This is a genomic window from Amycolatopsis sp. NPDC049691, assembly GCF_040675005.1.
Lineage (GTDB): Bacteria > Actinomycetota > Actinomycetes > Mycobacteriales > Pseudonocardiaceae > Amycolatopsis.
In genome coordinates, this window is sequence record NZ_JBFANX010000012.1 from 1 (window position 1) to 15413 (window position 15413).

Consider the following 15413-nt stretch of genomic DNA (forward strand, 5'->3'; position numbering starts at 1 on the left):
CGTAACAGTGTTCTAACACTGTTACGCACTCACGACCCTGCCCACTGGAGGATCGTCATGAGACTGCGCCGCACCCTGCCCCTGGTCGCCGGGCTGGCCCTGCTCGCCGGCTGCGCGCCCACCCAGTCCGCGCCCGCCGGCTCCGGCGGCGACGACAAGACCGGCACCGTCCGCGTCTGGCTGTTCGACGAGGCCAACCGCGCGCCGAAGGAGGCCGCGGTCAAGGACGCCATCACCGAGTTCAAGGCCGCGCACCAAGGCGTCGAGGTCGACGTGCAGTGGGTGCCGGTCGAAGGCCGCGCCGACAAGTTCTCCGGCGCCTTCAACGACCCGGACAACGCGCCGGACGTCGCCGAGTTCGGCAACACCGACGTCTCCAGCTACGCCGCCACCGGCGCGCTGGCCGACCTGACCGGCGACCTCGCGTCGTGGAGCGAGGGCAAGGACCTCATCCCGACCGTGCTCGACACGGCGAAGTCCGGCGGCAAGACCTACGGCCTGCCCTGGTACACCGGCATCCGCGCGCTGTACTACCGCACCGACGTCTTCACAGAGCTGGGCCTCAAGCCGCCGACGACGCTCGCCGAACTCACCGACACCGCCCGGCGCATCCGCGCCGCCAAGCCGGATCTCTACGGCATCTCCGTCGGCGGCAAGTACACCTACGCGATGCTGCCGTTCCTCTGGGCCAACGGCGGCGAGCTGGCGCGCGACAACGGCGGCAAGTGGAAGTCCGCCGTCACCGAGGACCACGCCAAGGCCGGTGTCACGCAGTACGCGAGCCTGCTCAAGGACGACATCTGCCCGCCCGCGCAGTGCGCGAACCTGACCGGCACGCAGAGCGTCACGGCGTTCGCCGGCGGCAAGGCCGGGATGACCATCGGCGGCGACTTCAACCGCAAGGCCGTCGAACAGGGTGCGGTCAAGGGCAAGTACGCCGTCGTCCCGATCCCGGGCACGACCGCGGGCAGCGTCGCCCCCGCGTTCGCCGGCGGCAACCTCCTGGGCGTCTTCAACGCCAGCAAGCACCGCAGCCTGGCTCTCGAGTTCGTCGAGCTGCTCGGCGGCGCGAAGTACCAGGAGAAGATGTACACGGCGATGGGGAACCTGCCGACGCTGAGCAGCGTGCAGCAGAAGCTCGCGGCGAACGACCCGTTCCTCAAGCCGTTCGTCGACACGCTCAAGGCGGGCACGAAGTTCGTCCCGGCGACGCCGGCGTGGTCGAAGATCGACAGCCAGAACGTGCTGCCGACGGCCGTCCAGCAGATCGCGACCGGCGGCAAGGACCCGGCGGCGGCGCTGGCCGACGCGGCCGCGGCGATGGACAAGGCCTTCGGCTAGTGGTGACCGTCCAGGAAGCCCCTTCCGTCACGGCCCCCGCGCGGCGGCCGCGGCGGAAGGGGGACGGCCGGGCCGCCGCGCTCTACCTCGCCCCGGCGGGCATCCTGCTCGCGGCGATGCTCGCCTACCCGATCTACCAGCTGGTCCTGATCTCGTTCTACGACTACGGCCAGCCGCAGGCCGCGGGCAACGCGCCGCTGGTGTTCCTCGGCGTCGCGAACTACGCCGACCTGCTGTCGGAAGTCCAGTTCTGGACGGTGCTCGGCAAGACGGTCGGGTTCGCCGCGGCCTGCGTCGTCGGTTCGCTCGTCGTCGGCACCGGGCTCGCGGTGCTGGCTTCGCGGGTGCGTTCGCTCCCCCGCACGCTGCTGTTCCTGGCCGCGCTGGGTGCGTGGTCGACGCCGGCGATCGCGGGCTCCTACGTCTGGCTGTTCCTCTTCGACACCGACTTCGGCCTGGTCAACGAGGTGCTGTCGGGGATCGGGCTGCCGTTCGAGCACCACTCGTGGACCTTCGGCACGCTCGGCGCGTTCGGGCTCGTCGCCGCCGAGGTGATCTGGTGCTCGTTCCCGTTCGTGCTGGTCACGATGTACGCGGGGATCAAGGGCGTCCCGGACGAGGTGCTCGAAGCCGCGTCGCTCGACGGCGCGTCGATGTGGCGGACGACGTGGTCGATCCTGCTGCCCATGGTGCGGCCGCTGCTGATGATCGCGACCGTGCAGTCGATCATCTGGGACTTCAAGGTCTTCACCCAGATCTACGTGATGACCAACGGCGGCGGGGTCGCCGGGCGCAACCTGGTCCTCAACGTCTATGCGTACCAACAGGCTTTCGCCGGGCAGGAGTACGGCCTCGGCTCGGCGATCGGAGTCGTCATGACGCTGTTGCTGCTGTCGGTCACCGGGCTGTACGTCCGGTCGCAACGCCGGAGCGCGGCATGGCTGTGAAACGTCCGGGGCGGTTCGTCGCCGAAGTCGTCACCGTGGTGGTCGCCGGGATCGTCGCCTTCCCGCTGTACTGGATGCTGCTCTCGGCGTTCAAGCCGGCGGGTGAGATCCAGTCGGCGAACCCGAAGCCGTGGACGTTCAGCCCGTCGTTCGACAGTTTTTCGCGCGTGCTCACGGTGTCCGGCTTCGGGCGGTTCTTCGTGAACAGCCTGGTGGTGGCGCTGGTCGTGGTCGTGCTTTCGCTGCTGCTGTCGTTCCTTTCGGCGGTCGCGCTGACGCGGTTCTCCTTCCGGGGCCGGACCGTGCTGCTGGTGATGATCCTGGTGGCGCAGATGGTTCCGGTCGAGGCGCTGACGATCCCGTTGTTCTTCCTGATGCGGTCGCTCGGCGGCGCGGTGCCCGCGCTGGGTCTCAACGAGCTGGGCTCGCTGGTGCTGGTGCACCTGGCGTTCAGCCTGCCGTTCGCGATCTGGATGCTGCGCGGGTTCGTCGCCGCGGTGCCGGTGGAACTCGAAGAAGCCGCGAAGCTCGACGGCGCGTCGCGGATGCGGTTCACCTGGCAGATCCTGTTCCCGCTGGTGGCTCCCGGGCTGGTGGCGGTGAGCGTGCTCGCGTTCATCCACGCCTGGAACGACTTCCTCTTCGCCAAGACGTTCATCATCTCCAAGACCGAGAACCAGACGCTGCCGCAGGCGATCCTGGTGTTCTTCAAGCCGGAGGACACCGACTGGGGCGCGGTGATGGCGTCCTCGACGCTGATGACGATCCCGGTTCTCGTGTTCTTCGTCCTCGTGCAACGACGGCTGGTGTCCGGGATGGCCGGCGCCGTGAAGGGCTGACATGTTCGACACTCTGCTCCCCCGGCCGGTTTCCGTGACGCCCGCGCGGGGTTCGTGCCCGTGGCCGTCCCCTGTGGACGTTCGGGCCGCGTCGCTGCCGGCCGAGGGGTACCGGCTGGAGATTTCGCCGTCCGGGGTCGTGCTGTACTGCGGCGATCTTGCGGGGGAGTTCTACGGGCGGCAGACCCTGCGGCAGCTCGCGGGGCCGTCGGCGTTCCGCGCGGCTTCCTTCGGCGGTCCGTTGTCCGTGCCGTGCGGCGTGGTCGAGGACCACCCGCGGTTCGCCTGGCGCGGGTGCCTGCTCGACGTCGCCCGGCACTACCGGACCAAGGCCGAAGTGCTGCGGTTCGTCGACTTGCTGGCCGCGCACAAGCTGAACGTGCTCAACCTGCACCTCACCGAGGACCAGGGCTGGCGCTTCGAGGTCCCGGCTCATCCCCGGCTGACGTCGGTGGGCGGCTGGCGGCCGTCGTCGATGGTGGGCAGCGGGGGCGCGCAGGACGGCCGTCCGCACGGCGGGTTCTACACCGGCGACGACCTGCGGGAAATCGTGGCGTACGCGGCTTCCCGGGCCATTACGGTGGTGCCGGAGATCGACATCCCCGGCCATGCCCGGGCCGCCTTGGCCGCCTACCCTTCACTCGGGACTTCGTCGTCGTACGAGGTCTGGACTTCCTGGGGGATCAGCACTTCGCTCCTTTCGCCGTCGCCGTCCACTTTGGACTTCTTCCGGACGGTGTTCGACCACCTCCTGGAGATCTTCCCGTCCCCGGTGATCGCGTTGGGCGGCGACGAAACCCCCGGCGCGACCGACGAGCACCGAGCGTTCGTCCGCCGGCTGGCCGAGCACCTGATCGCGCGCGGCCGGACACCGATGGGCTGGGACGAGGTCCTCGACATCCCCGACCTACCCCCGATGGTGATCGGCTCGTGGCAGAACGAGCAGGCGGGCATCCGAGCGGCTTCGGCAGGCCATGACGTGGTGATGTGCCCGGAGCAGCACGTGTACCTGGACCACCGCCAGTCCCCGGACCCGGACGAGCCGATCCCGGTCGGCTGGGTCCACACGCTCCAGGACGTGTACGAGTACGAGCCGGCGCTGACGGGGTCCCGCCTGCGCGGGGTGCAGGCCCAGGTGTGGAGCGAGCACTTGGACGACATCCGGCGGGTGGACTACATGGCTTTCCCGCGGTTGTCGGCGTTCGCGGAGGTGGCTTGGAGCAGCGGTTCCCGGGACTATGCGGAGTTTTTACCGCGGTTGCGGGACCACCACCTGCCGCGGCTGGACGCGCTGGGCGTCGAATACCGGCCGCTCGACGGGCCGCGTCCTTGGCAGACCCGGCCGGGGGTGCCGGGCCGGCCACGCTGACTCACGGCAACAGCGTCACCGTGACCGACCGGGTCGGGCCCACGTTGCCCGCCGCGTCGATCGAGCGGTACTCGATGCGGTGGCGCCCGTACCCCGGCTTCCGCTCGCTGAACGGCGACACCGTCAACCCGCCCGACCCGAGGTTTCCGTACGCCAAACCGTCGATCTCCGTTCCGCGCGGCGTCAACAGGTACGGCGCTCCCGGGTCCGTCGGCCAGCCGTAGTACTTGTGCCAGCCGTCGCCGTCCACGCGGAACTCCGGCATTCCGTCGGACGCCGTCAGCTTCATCGTGAACGAACCGTGGTACACGGCTCCCGGCGGCAGTGCGATCGTCGTCGTCGGGCCGTCCGCGTCCACCGTCCACGTCAGCGTGGTTCCGCCGGTCGTCGCCGTCAGCGTGTGCTGCCCGCGTGACTCCTTCAGCGCGAAGTCCGGTCCGCTTCCGGCCGGCCTGCCGTCGAGGGTCCAGCGGACCTGCGGGATCGCGTCGGTCGGCTCCCCCGTCTCGACGTACACGACGTCGTGGCCGCCGACCGGTGCGGTGGTCGGGGTCGACGCGACCACCGGCGGGCCGCCGGCCGGTGGCGTGACCACCGACGTGTCCACGGTCCATGTGCGGGTCGCCGTCGGCCGGACGGCCGGGTCGCGGACGAACGGTGTCGGGTCGGTCACCGTCGCCGTCAACGTGTGCTTCCCCGGCTTCACGTGGGCCTGCCGCAGGTCGAGGGCCGTCGAACCGCGCAGTGGACGGCCGTCGAGCGTCCAGCTCACGTCCAGGCTGTGACTCACCGGGTGCAGGGGCCGCACCCACACGACGCGGTCGGCGCCGATCGTCCCGGCCGGGGTGCCGCCGCCGATCAGCGGCACCTTCGCCGAGATCCGCTGCGTCATCCGCTCGCGGCCGACCTGGTCGAACGCGTAGCCGAGCGTCTTCATCATCGAGTGCGCGCTGGGCCGCCAGACACCGGTCTGGGTGTAGAGCCCGCCTTCGAACCGGCCGATCGTGCCGCCGGCCTCGCTGGGCTCGCCCAGCCAGCGCCACCACTTCGCGTGCTGGTCGCGCATCTGCTGCTCGGTGAGCAGCGTGTGGTGGATCGAGTCCGGCTCGCCGCCCTCGTACGCGCCGCCCGGGACGTTGCGGGCGTAGTAGTCGTACTCGTCGTCGAGACCGCCGAGCGAGTGGCCCAGCTCGTGCGGGGAGATCAGCGCGGACAGCGCGTTCCCGCCGGACGCCGTCGCGTACGCGCCACCCGCGCCGCCGTAGGTGGAACTGTTGCCCAGCGCCAGGATCTGCCGGTTCGCGCTCGTCGTGCCGGGGACGAGATCGGCGTACCGCTGCGCGGCCGCGTCGTCGACGGTCAGCAGGCGCTGGACGCTCTGCGGGTTGCAACCACCCCAGAAACCCATGTTCAGCGGGGTGTCCCGCTTCGGTGCGTCGAGCGAAGGGTCACAGTCCACACCGGACTCGGGCGACGCGATCGACACGGCGTAGACGTTGAAGTAGCCGCGGTAGGACTTGAACGGCTCGAGCGACCAGAGGGTGCTGACGTGCCGCTGGACGTCGGCGAAGAACTTGGGCTGCTCGGCGGCGGTGTAGCCGTCCCCGAGGACGACGAGGTTGAACCGCTGCGCGACGGGCCCGGTCACCTGGACGCCCGTGACGGAGGCGGCCGGTTCGGCGGCTTGCGCGGGGGTGGCGAGCCCGAGGCCCAGGACAACGGCGGCGACCCATCCGGCCCACTTCGTCATGGTCCCGGTCTACCGCACCGGAAAAGCCGCCGGAACCGCCGGAAGTCGGGCTATCCTCGCGAAATGGGGAATCGAGGGGGAATCCTGATCACGGCCGGTGCGCTGGCCCTGCTGGCCGCGTGTTCGGCACCGGCGCCGGTCGCGCCGCCCACGCCCACGACCACGTCGAGGCCTCCCGCGACGGACCGGCCGTCGTCCGAGGCGCCCGCGCTGGGGCCGGGGCCGGGCTCGCAGCCGCCGACGACACCGCAGCCACCGCCGCCGCACTCGCCGGCCAAGGTGACGTCGGCCTGCCCGTTCCTGGGGGTGACCGAGTCGAGTGCCGTGATGGGAGTCGTCCTGGACACCTACGCGGTCGAAGAGGCGCCGAGTTCGCAGCAGGGCGCCACGACCTACCACTGCAACTACGCCAGCCGGACCGGCGGCCGGCAGCTGTTCGACCTGTACATCACGGTCGTCCCGGGCACCGGGCAGGTTCCGGCGCTGGTCAGGGAGTGGACCAAGCCGTGTGTGGAGGCGGCGGCGCCGATCGCGGGCGTGGACGGCACCACGCGCACCTGCAAGCTGAACGACAACGTGGCCGGCAACGGCCGCGGATACGGTGACGTGATGCTGCTGGTCGTGAAGAAGTCGCACGGCCAGACCCGGCTGGCCGAACTCGCGATGCGGCCGTTCGCGCCCGAGGTCTACACGAAGATCGCCCAGCTCCTGAGCGACCGGCTATAAGTCGTTATACGCGAGTGAGCCGGTACCAGACCTCCGGCCGTCCCACCTGCCCGTAGCGCGGTTCCCGGTGCGCCATCCCGTTGTCCGCCAAGTACTCCAGGTACCGCCGAGCCGTCACGCGGGACGCGCCGATCGCCGACGCCGCCGCGCCCGCGGAAAGCCCTTCCGCCGCACCGGCCAGTGCGTCCCTGATCGCCTCCAGCGTCTGGACGCTCATCCCCTTCGGCAGTGGCGGTTGCTCGGTCGTTCGCAACGCGCCCAGTGCCCGGTCGATCTCCGCCTGGCCCGTCACTTCGCCGGACGCGTCGCGGAATTCCGCGTAGCGCTCCAGCTTTTCGCGCAGGGTCGCGAACGTGAACGGCTTCAGCAGGTACTGCACCACCCCCACCGACACCGCGGCCTTCACCAGGCCGAGGTCGCGTGCGGACGTCACCGCGATGACGTCGATCGGCAGGCCCGCCGCGCGCAGCGACCGGCACACCGCCAATCCGTGCGTGTCCGGCAGGTAGAAGTCCAGCAGCACCAGGTCGACCGGCTCGCGTTCGCAGAACCGCAGCGCCTCGCCACCGGAATGGACGACGCCGGCCACCGAAAAGCCCGGGAGCCGTTCCACGTACACGCGGTGCGCCTCGGCGGCCACCGGCTCGTCCTCCACCACCAGCACCCGGATCACCGGCCCGCCCCCTGTCTCGGCAGCCGCACGGTGAACACGGCGCCGCCGTCGTGGCCGACGTCGACCGTGCCGCCGTAGCGGCGTACCGCCTGGCCGACCAGGGCCAGGCCGAGGCCGTGGCCGTCCTCGGCCTTCGTCGACCAGCCGCGGCGGAAGACGTCGGCGTCCTCGGGGACGCCCGGGCCGCTGTCGGCCACGCGCAGCAGCAGCCCGTCTTCGTCCGTCCGGGCGGTGACGACGACCGCCGGCTTGCCGCTGCCGCGCACGGCCGCGTCCAGGCCGTTGTCGATCAGGTTGCCGAGGATCGTCACCAGGTCGCGGGCCTCGATGCCGAGTGAGACGTCGTCGATCACTGTGTCCGGCGTGACCGTCAGCTCGACCCCGCGTTCGCTCGCCTCCGCCGCCTTTCCGAGCAGCAGCGCCGCGAGCACCGGCTCGGCGACGGCGCCGACGACGCGGTCGGTCAGCTCCTGGGCGAGCGCGAGCTCGGCGGTCGCGAACTCGACGGCCTGCTCGGGTTTCCCGATCTCCACCAAGGAAACGACCGTGTGCAGCCGGTTCGCGGCCTCGTGCGCCTGCGACCGCAGCGCTTCCGCGAGCCCGCGGGCGGTGGTCAGCTCCCCGGTCAGCGCCTGCAGTTCGGTGTGGTCGCGCAGGACGACGACGGTGCCCTGCGCCCGGCCGCCCGAGCGGACCGCGGTCGTGCTGACCAGCAGCACCCGGGCGTCGGTCAGGTGCAGTTCCTCGGCGCGGTTCTCCGCGGACCCGAAGGCCGAGACCAGCTCCTCCGGCAGCCCCAGCGAAGTCAGCTCGCGCCCGACCGGGTCGGCGTCGAGGCCGAGGAGGGCGCGCGCGCCGTCGTTGCACAGGCCGATGCGCCCGTCCCGGCCGACGAGCAGCACGCCTTCGCGGACCGAGTGCAGCACGGCTTCGTGGTACTCGAACAGGTTGCTCAGCTCGTCCGGCGCGATCCCGCGGGTCTGGCGCCGCAGCCGGGCGCTGATCAGCCAGCCGCCCAGCGCCCCGACCACCAGCACCGCCCCGGCGACGCCGAAGAGCGGCCACAGGCGTTCGCGCAGTTCGGCCGAGATCGCGGCGACGGTGATCCCGACGGCGACCAGCGCGACCACGCGCCGGTCCGGGCCGAACACGGGGACGACCGTGCGCACCGACGGGCCCAGCGAGCCGGTGTAGGTCTCGGTGTAGGGCTGTCCCTGCTGCGCCTGCGTGATGGTCCCGATGTAGTGCTGCCCGATCAGCGCCGGGTTCGGGTGGGTGTAGCGGATCCCGGCCGGGCTCATGATCGTGATGAAGTCGACGCCGGTGTCGGCCTGCACCCGCACCGCGTACGGCTGCAGCGTGGCGCTCGGGTCCGGCGCCGCGGCCGCGCTGACGACGGTCGGGGCGTCCGCCACCGCCGAGGCCACCGCGCGGACCTGGTCGCGCGCGTTTTCGTTCACCGCGCGGGAGGCGTCGAGGTAGGCGAACGTGATGCCGGCGCCGGCGAGCACGCAGAGCACCGCCAGCTGCAGCACGAGCAGCTGGCGGGCCAGGCTCCAGCGGGACCGCATCGTCGGGGGCACCTCCTCATACCAGCACACGCGCTCCGGTGTCCGAAGGGGACGGTGCGCGAACTCAATGAACACAAGTGAGCCGGATCACCGGCCGGCGCCTACAGTGTGCCGCAACCTGGAACACCCCTGAGCTGGAGGCAACGGTGCCGACCCCACCGACCACCGAGGACACCCCGCGCAAGCGGGACAAGACCCACTACCTGTACCTGGCCGTGATCGTCGCGGTCCTGCTCGGGATCCTGGTGGGTTTCCTCTTCCCCGGCTTCGCCAAGGGCCTCAAGCCCCTGGGCGACGGCTTCGTCAACCTGATCAAGATGATGATCTCCCCCATCATCTTCTGCACCATCGTCCTCGGCGTCGGCTCGGTCGCGAAAGCGGCCAAGGTCGGCAAGGTCGGCATCATGGCGCTGGTCTACTTCATCGTCATGTCGACGTTCGCGCTCGCGATCGGCCTCGTCGTCGGCAACATCCTGCACCCGGGCACCGGGCTGCACCTGAACCCGGCCGACGTGAAGAGCGTCCAGAAGTCCGCCACCGGCTCCGAAGGACCGGTCGACTTCCTGCTCCACATCATCCCGAAGACGTTCGTGTCGGCCTTCACCGAAGGCCAGGTCCTGCAGACGCTGCTGGTCGCCCTCCTCGTCGGGTTCGCGCTGCAGAAGCTCGGCTCGAAGGGCGCGCCGATCCTGCGCGGTGTCGAGCACATCCAGCGGCTGGTCTTCCGCGTCCTGGCGATGATCATGTGGGCCGCCCCGATCGGCGCGTTCGGCGCCATCGCCGCGGTGGTCGGCGCGACCGGCTGGGCGGCGCTGAAGAGCCTCGCGGTCATCATGATCGGGTTCTACGTGACCTGTCTGGTGTTCGTGTTCGTGATCCTCGGCATCGTGCTCTGGCTCGGCGCCCGCGTGAACATCTGGCACCTGCTGCGCTACCTCGGCCGCGAGTTCCTGCTGATCCTCTCGACGTCGTCGTCGGAGTCGGCGCTGCCGCGGCTGATCGCGAAGATGGAGCACCTGGGCGTCGACAAGTCGGTCGTCGGCATCACGGTGCCGACCGGGTACTCGTTCAACCTGGACGGCACCGCGATCTACCTGACGATGGCGACGCTGTTCATCGCCGCCGCCCAGGACGAGCCGCTGTCGATCGGTGCGCAGATCGGCCTGCTGGTCTTCATGATCATCGCGTCGAAGGGCGCGGCGGGCGTCAGCGGCTCGGGCATCGCGACCCTGGCCAGCGGCCTGCAGTCGCACCGCCCCGAACTGGTCAACGGCGTCGGCTTCATCCTCGGCATCGACCGGTTCATGTCCGAGGCCCGCGCGCTGACGAACTTCGCCGGCAACGCCGTCGCGACCGTCCTCATCGGAAACTGGACGAAGGAGTTCGACCGCGAGCAGGCGCAGCGCGTGTTCGCCGGGCAGGCGCCGTTCGACGAAGCCACGATGGTCGACGAGGACCGGCAGCCCGAGCCCGAAGCGGTCGCGGCGAAGTAGCACCGAAACGTTCGTGCTCACGCCCCCGCTGAGCACGAGCCACGACGGGCCGCTGTGCGAGTTTCCCCGACCTCGCGCAGCGGCCCGTTTCCACGTCTTCGGCGGCTTCAGGCGGCGTCGTAGGCGACGCGCGCCGCGGCGATGTCGTCGCGGTGTCGCTCCGCCCAGCCGAGCAGGCCGTTCAGCGACTGGTACAGCTCCTTGGCCATCGCCGTGGCCTCGTACTCCACCCGCGGCGGGACCGTGGGGTAGATCGTGCGCTCGAGCAGGCCGTCCCGTTCGAGGTTGCGCAGCGTCAGGGTCAGCATCCGGCGGCTGATCCCGTTGACCGCGCGCTCCAGCTCGGTGAACCGGACCGGGCCCCGGATGGCCTCCAGCAGGATGCCGATCGCCCACTTGCCGCTGATCCGGTTGATGACCTCGAGCACAGTGCAGACGTCGAGTTTCTCCGGGTCGATCTCGGTGACCTGGACGGGTACATCGATGTTCCCCTGGGACATGGAAGTGCCTCCTTACGCGCGCACCCATGGTCACACATGATGGGCACTGTTACAAGAAGTGCCCTGGCAACGACCAGGGGGAACGCTCGACTGGAGGGGCCTCACATGGCCGAGAATCACCCCACCCGCTCCCGCGGCCTCGCACTGGCGGTGCTGTGCGCCGCGTCGCTCATGGTCGTGCTGGACAGCAGCATCGTCGCGGTGGCGCTGCCCGCGATCCAGGCCGACCTCGGGTTCACGCCCGCCGGCCTCGCCTGGGTCGTCACGGCGTACCTGGTCGCCTTCGGCGGCCTGCTGCTCATCTCCGGCAGGCTGGGCGACCTGCTCGGCCGCCGCCGCGTCTTCCTCGGCGGGCTCGGCCTGTTCACCTTCGCTTCGCTGGTCGCCGGGCTCTCCGAGGACGCCGGGGTGCTGGTCGTCTCGCGGTTCGTCCAGGGTGTCGGCGGCGCGCTCGCCTCGGCCGTCGTGCTCGGCATGATCGTCACGATGTACCCCGAGCCGCGGGCGCGGGCCCGCGCGATCGGCGTCTACAGCTTCACCCAGGCCGCGGGCGCGTCGATCGGCCTCATCGCGGGCGGCGCGCTGACGCAGGCGCTGAACTGGCACTGGACGTTCTACGTCAACCTGCCGATCGGCGTCGCCGCACTGGTGCTGGCGGTCAGGGTCGTCGCACCGGATCGCGGCACCGGCCTCCGGGCGGGCCTCGACGTGCTCGGCGCGGTCCTGGTCACCGCGGCCGTGATGCTGGGCGTGTACGGGATTTCGTCGTCCGCGTGGGGCGCCTTGGTCGCCGCCGCGGTGCTGCTGGCGGCGTTCGTGGTGCGGCAGGCGAAGGCGCGCACGCCGCTGCTGCCGCTGCGGCTGTTCCGGATCCGCGCGGTCACCGGCGCGAACCTGGTGATGGTGCTGATGGTCGCCGGGATGCTGGGCTTCCAGTTCGTGACGGCGCTGTACCTGCAGCAGGTGCTGGGCCTCGACGCGCTGCGCACCGGCGTCGCGTTCCTGCCGGTGCCCCTGGTGATCGCGGTGGCGTCGCTGGGCTTCGCGGACAAGCTGTCGGCGCGGTTCGGACCGCGGACGGTGCTGCTGTCCGGCCTGGGCCTGGTGATCGTGGGCTTGCTGCTGCTGACGCAGGCCGGCGACGACTACTTCACCGGTGTGCTGCCGCCGCTGCTGCTGATGGGCCTCGGCGCGGGCGCGGCGATCCCGGCGCTGATGGGGCTGGCGATGTCGGACGTGCCGGCCGGGGACGCGGGCGTGGCGTCCGGCCTGATCAACACGACCCAGCAGGTGGGGGCGGCGATCGGCACGGCGGTGCTGGCTTCGGTGGCCGCGTCCCGCACGGCGGGCCTGTCCGGTGTGGACCGTCGCGAGGCGCTGGCGGCTGGGTTCCGGCTGGCCTACGGGGTCAGCGCGGGCTTCCTGGTGACGGCGGTGGCACTGGGCGGGCTGGTGCTGGCCCGCCGCAAGCGCCCCAATGTGGCCTTGGTTGCGTCAGACGCACCCAATGTGGCCTTCGGTGCGTCTGACGCACCGAAGGCCACATTGGGGCGCTTCGGCTCCGGCTCCGCCGCGGGCGATTCCGCGACCGGCTCGGGCGCGAGGTCGGGACCTGCAGCGGCCACCGGCTCGGGCGCGAGGTCGGGACCTGCAGCGGCCACCGGCTCAGGCTCGGCTTCCGCGGCCGGCTCAGGCTCGGCTTCCGCGGCCGGCGCAGGTTCGGGTTCGGGCTCGGGTTCGGCAGGAGCGGCGGCTTCCGGCGCGGCCGCCACCGCCACGGGCTCCGTCTCGATCTCCACCCCCACCACCACGTCGCCCGTCGGGCCGGTCACCACCACCTTGCCGCGCCGTACCCCCGACTCCCCCGCCGTCACCGTCAGCTCCGCTCCGCCGGCCACCTCGGCCGCCTGGATCCACGCGTGCGACGGGTCGAACCGCACCTCCCGCGCCACCGGCGGACCCGACACCCGCAGCGAAGCCGACGCGCGAGACCCCGGCGGTGCCGACAACTTCACCGAAGCCACGTCCACCCGGACCACGGCGAACGACAACGCGTCCGCGGCCGCCGCCGCCACGTGCTCGATGTCCGTCGAAGCCATTTCCCGGAGCGCCTCGAACGCCCCCACCGCCACCGGCAGGTTGTCGCTCGCCAGCCGGCGGCGCAGCTCCGCCACCGCCCCCAGGCGGGTGAACGGGTTCTCCGCCGCGATCGCCCCCGCCAGGTCCGGCGGGACCGGGGACGGCTTGATGCGCCGGCGCCGGCTCTTCGCCAGGTACAGCTCGCCCTGCATCTCGATGTCGCGGCTCGGCGTCTGCTTCGGGTTGCGCTCGCGGACGCGGTCGAACAGGTACTCGTACAGCTCGCCCAGCGCGATCCAGCCGTCCTCGTCGCGGTCGGCCTCGCCCGTGCGCAGCCCCTCCACCAGCGCCGCGGTGAACACCGACGGCTGGGCCGGCTCGTCCGAAGCCAGCGTCGCCCCCTCGAACGCGTACTCGATCGAGTTCGACGCCGTGATCACCGCGCGGCCGCGGCCGCCGCGGAAGCTGTCCAGGACGTTCGCGTCGCCCGACGCCCGGACCGCCACGCCCTGCCCGAACGCCCCGCCGTAGCAGCAGTCCAGCAGCAGCACCACGCTGCGCGAGCGGGTCTGGCGGATGCACTGCTGGACGAACTGCGCCGGCACGGCCGTCGACCGCAGCCGGTCCGGCCGCGTGTTGCGCGCCGCGAAGTACAGCCCGCCCGAATCGTCCTTCAGGCCGTGGCAGGAAAAGTGCAGCAGGAGGACGTCGTCGGGACGGCCCTCGGCGCACAGGTCCTCGATCTCCGCCTGGACGACGTGCGCGGTCTCGTTCCGCACCACGCGCACGTCGAAGTCGCTGATCGCGCGGTCGGCCAGCACGCCGGCGAGGGCGTCGGCGTCCGCCGCGGGCGAGCCCAGCCACTGCAGCCCCGCGTTGTCGTACTCGCCGTTGGCGACGATCAGCGCCCGCCTCCGCCCGGCCATACCGGAAGGAAACGCCCAGCCGGCGCACTACGGCAAGCAGCCGAACGGGCACACCTATTCAGCGGCGAAGCGGAAAATCGTTTCCTGCCCGTTCAGGCAGACGACCGCGTCGAACGCCGAGGCGACGTCGACCGGCACCGTCATGTGCGCGTGCCGGATGGCCGTCGCCGCGGGACGCGCGACCACGCACGGCGCCTCGGCGGCCAGCGCCGCCTCGACACTGCCTTCCGCGGGCGCGTCCAGTGCCTGCTCGAACATCCGGAACCCGAGCGGGAAAGCGTCGTCGGGAGCGAGTCCGGTCGTCGTCCCCGAGACCGCGGTCAACGCCAACGCGAAGTAGCGATCGCCCAGCTCCGCGGCCAGGAGCGTCCCCGCCGACGGCGCCGTCATGCCGGGCATCGGCGAGAACGGCACGCGCTGGAGGTGTCCGTTGTGGAGCATCAGGACGATCTTCTCGCCGGGGAACCGCCGCCGCAGCATCCGGACGGTGGCCGCCATGTACGTGTCCCGCGACGAACTCTGCGGCTCCGGCGCCTGGCCGGCCATCAGCGCGGCCAGTTCCCGCAGGTACAGGTCGACCCGCAGCGCGCCCTCCGCGTCGTGCGCGGCTTCGGGCGCCAGCGACTCGACATGTCCTTTGAGGACGGTCAGAGCCGCGGTGGCCGCGTTCCGCGCCTCCACGCTCATGGCACCGTAACGCCCGGGCGCGACCGCGCTGCTCACCGACGCGTACGGTTCGCAGGCCGCCAGCGCGGTGTCCACAAGGGACACATTGGCCGGATCCACCCGCGACAGGACTTCGCGCACCGCCCGCAGCGCGGGCACCGGCGAACCCGCCGAACTCGGCACGTCCAAGCCGAAGAACCGGACCCCGCGCCCGCGCAACCAGGTCAGCATCGAGTGCACTTCGGCCGAGTCGCCGAGGCCGAACGTGAAGCCGTCCCGGGCGATGTCGGCAACCTCGCCCGGCCCGCCCCGCAGCCAGGTGTCGACCAGGTGCCCTTCGGGAAACCCGCCCTCGAACCCCAGCACGGTGAACCCGCGCTCGGTGACGAGGTACCGGAGGAGACGGTCGCGCAGGACACCGAACTCGCGGATGTGGTGGTTGTTCTCGCCGATGGCGACGACCTCGGCAGCGCCGATCAGCTCGGCCACGGAAGCGACGTCGATGGAGTCGGGTTCTGGCATACTGGGCACAC

11 protein-coding genes and 2 pseudogenes are annotated in these 15413 nt (G+C 71.2%); 7 read left to right on the forward strand and 6 right to left on the reverse strand.

What is annotated here, in order from left to right; translation table 11 throughout:
- Window positions 1–57: 57 nt before the first annotated feature.
- The 4 genes from AB0J40_RS25975 to AB0J40_RS25990 all read left to right on the forward strand — a co-directional run bounded on the left by AB0J40_RS25975 (window position 58) and on the right by AB0J40_RS25990 (window position 4496).
- The gene (locus AB0J40_RS25975) at window positions 58–1341 is read left to right on the forward strand and encodes an extracellular solute-binding protein (RefSeq protein ID WP_364457328.1); all 1284 of its coding nucleotides are present in this window, start codon (window positions 58–60) and stop codon (window positions 1339–1341) included.
- 2 nt (window positions 1342–1343) lie between these two features.
- Entirely contained in the window at window positions 1344–2288 is a 945-nt protein-coding gene (locus tag AB0J40_RS25980; protein WP_364457330.1) for a sugar ABC transporter permease, read from the forward strand.
- Window positions 2279–3127 (forward strand): carbohydrate ABC transporter permease, encoded by an 849-nt coding sequence (locus tag AB0J40_RS25985; RefSeq protein ID WP_364457332.1) that lies wholly within the window; start codon window positions 2279–2281, stop codon window positions 3125–3127. The genes AB0J40_RS25980 and AB0J40_RS25985 overlap by 10 nt, the downstream gene beginning before the upstream one ends.
- A 73-nt stretch (window positions 3128–3200) precedes the next feature.
- Window positions 3201–4496 carry a beta-N-acetylhexosaminidase gene (locus AB0J40_RS25990; protein WP_364457807.1) on the forward strand — a complete coding sequence of 432 codons (1296 nt, stop codon included), beginning with the start codon at window positions 3201–3203 and terminating at the stop codon, window positions 4494–4496.
- A gap of 1 nt (window position 4497) precedes the next feature.
- Here AB0J40_RS25990 and AB0J40_RS25995 read toward each other — a convergent pair whose 3' ends face one another.
- On the reverse strand, window positions 4498–6246 hold the full coding sequence (locus tag AB0J40_RS25995; RefSeq protein WP_364457334.1) for a M64 family metallopeptidase: 1749 nt from the start codon (window positions 6244–6246) through the stop codon (window positions 4498–4500).
- Window positions 6247–6309: 63 nt separating this feature from the next.
- Between AB0J40_RS25995 and AB0J40_RS26000 the strand changes: the two genes are divergently transcribed.
- A complete protein-coding gene (locus AB0J40_RS26000) occupies window positions 6310–6972 on the forward strand; it encodes a hypothetical protein (protein ID WP_364457336.1) in 663 nt (220 codons plus the stop codon).
- A gap of 4 nt (window positions 6973–6976) precedes the next feature.
- Here AB0J40_RS26000 and AB0J40_RS26005 read toward each other — a convergent pair whose 3' ends face one another.
- Window positions 6977–7645 carry a response regulator gene (locus AB0J40_RS26005; RefSeq protein WP_364457338.1) on the reverse strand — a complete coding sequence of 223 codons (669 nt, stop codon included), beginning with the start codon at window positions 7643–7645 and terminating at the stop codon, window positions 6977–6979.
- Entirely contained in the window at window positions 7642–9216 is a 1575-nt protein-coding gene (locus tag AB0J40_RS26010; RefSeq protein ID WP_364457340.1) for a sensor histidine kinase, read from the reverse strand. The genes AB0J40_RS26005 and AB0J40_RS26010 overlap by 4 nt, the downstream gene beginning before the upstream one ends.
- Before the next feature lie 146 nt (window positions 9217–9362).
- Here AB0J40_RS26010 and AB0J40_RS26015 point away from each other — a divergent pair, with 146 nt between their 5' ends.
- Window positions 9363–10709, forward strand: coding sequence for a cation:dicarboxylase symporter family transporter (locus tag AB0J40_RS26015; RefSeq protein ID WP_364457342.1), 1347 nt, complete (start codon window positions 9363–9365; stop codon window positions 10707–10709).
- A 107-nt stretch (window positions 10710–10816) separates the two neighbouring features.
- Here the strand turns inward: AB0J40_RS26015 and AB0J40_RS26020 are convergent, their stop codons facing one another.
- A complete protein-coding gene (locus AB0J40_RS26020) occupies window positions 10817–11209 on the reverse strand; it encodes a helix-turn-helix domain-containing protein (RefSeq protein WP_364457344.1) in 393 nt (130 codons plus the stop codon).
- Window positions 11210–11314: 105 nt separating this feature from the next.
- On the opposite strand from AB0J40_RS26020, the pseudogene AB0J40_RS26025 reads away from it, so the two are divergent.
- Window positions 11315–12676: pseudogene (locus AB0J40_RS26025) on the forward strand (MFS transporter); the annotation flags it as partial.
- A gap of 2 nt (window positions 12677–12678) precedes the next feature.
- Here the strand turns inward: AB0J40_RS26025 and AB0J40_RS26030 are convergent.
- Both AB0J40_RS26030 and AB0J40_RS26035 read right to left on the reverse strand, forming a co-directional pair.
- Window positions 12679–14214, reverse strand: a pseudogene (locus AB0J40_RS26030) (caspase family protein); the annotation flags it as partial.
- A 54-nt stretch (window positions 14215–14268) separates the two neighbouring features.
- Window positions 14269–15402 (reverse strand): erythromycin esterase family protein, encoded by a 1134-nt coding sequence (locus tag AB0J40_RS26035; protein ID WP_364457346.1) that lies wholly within the window; start codon window positions 15400–15402, stop codon window positions 14269–14271.
- Window positions 15403–15413 lie beyond the last annotated feature (11 nt).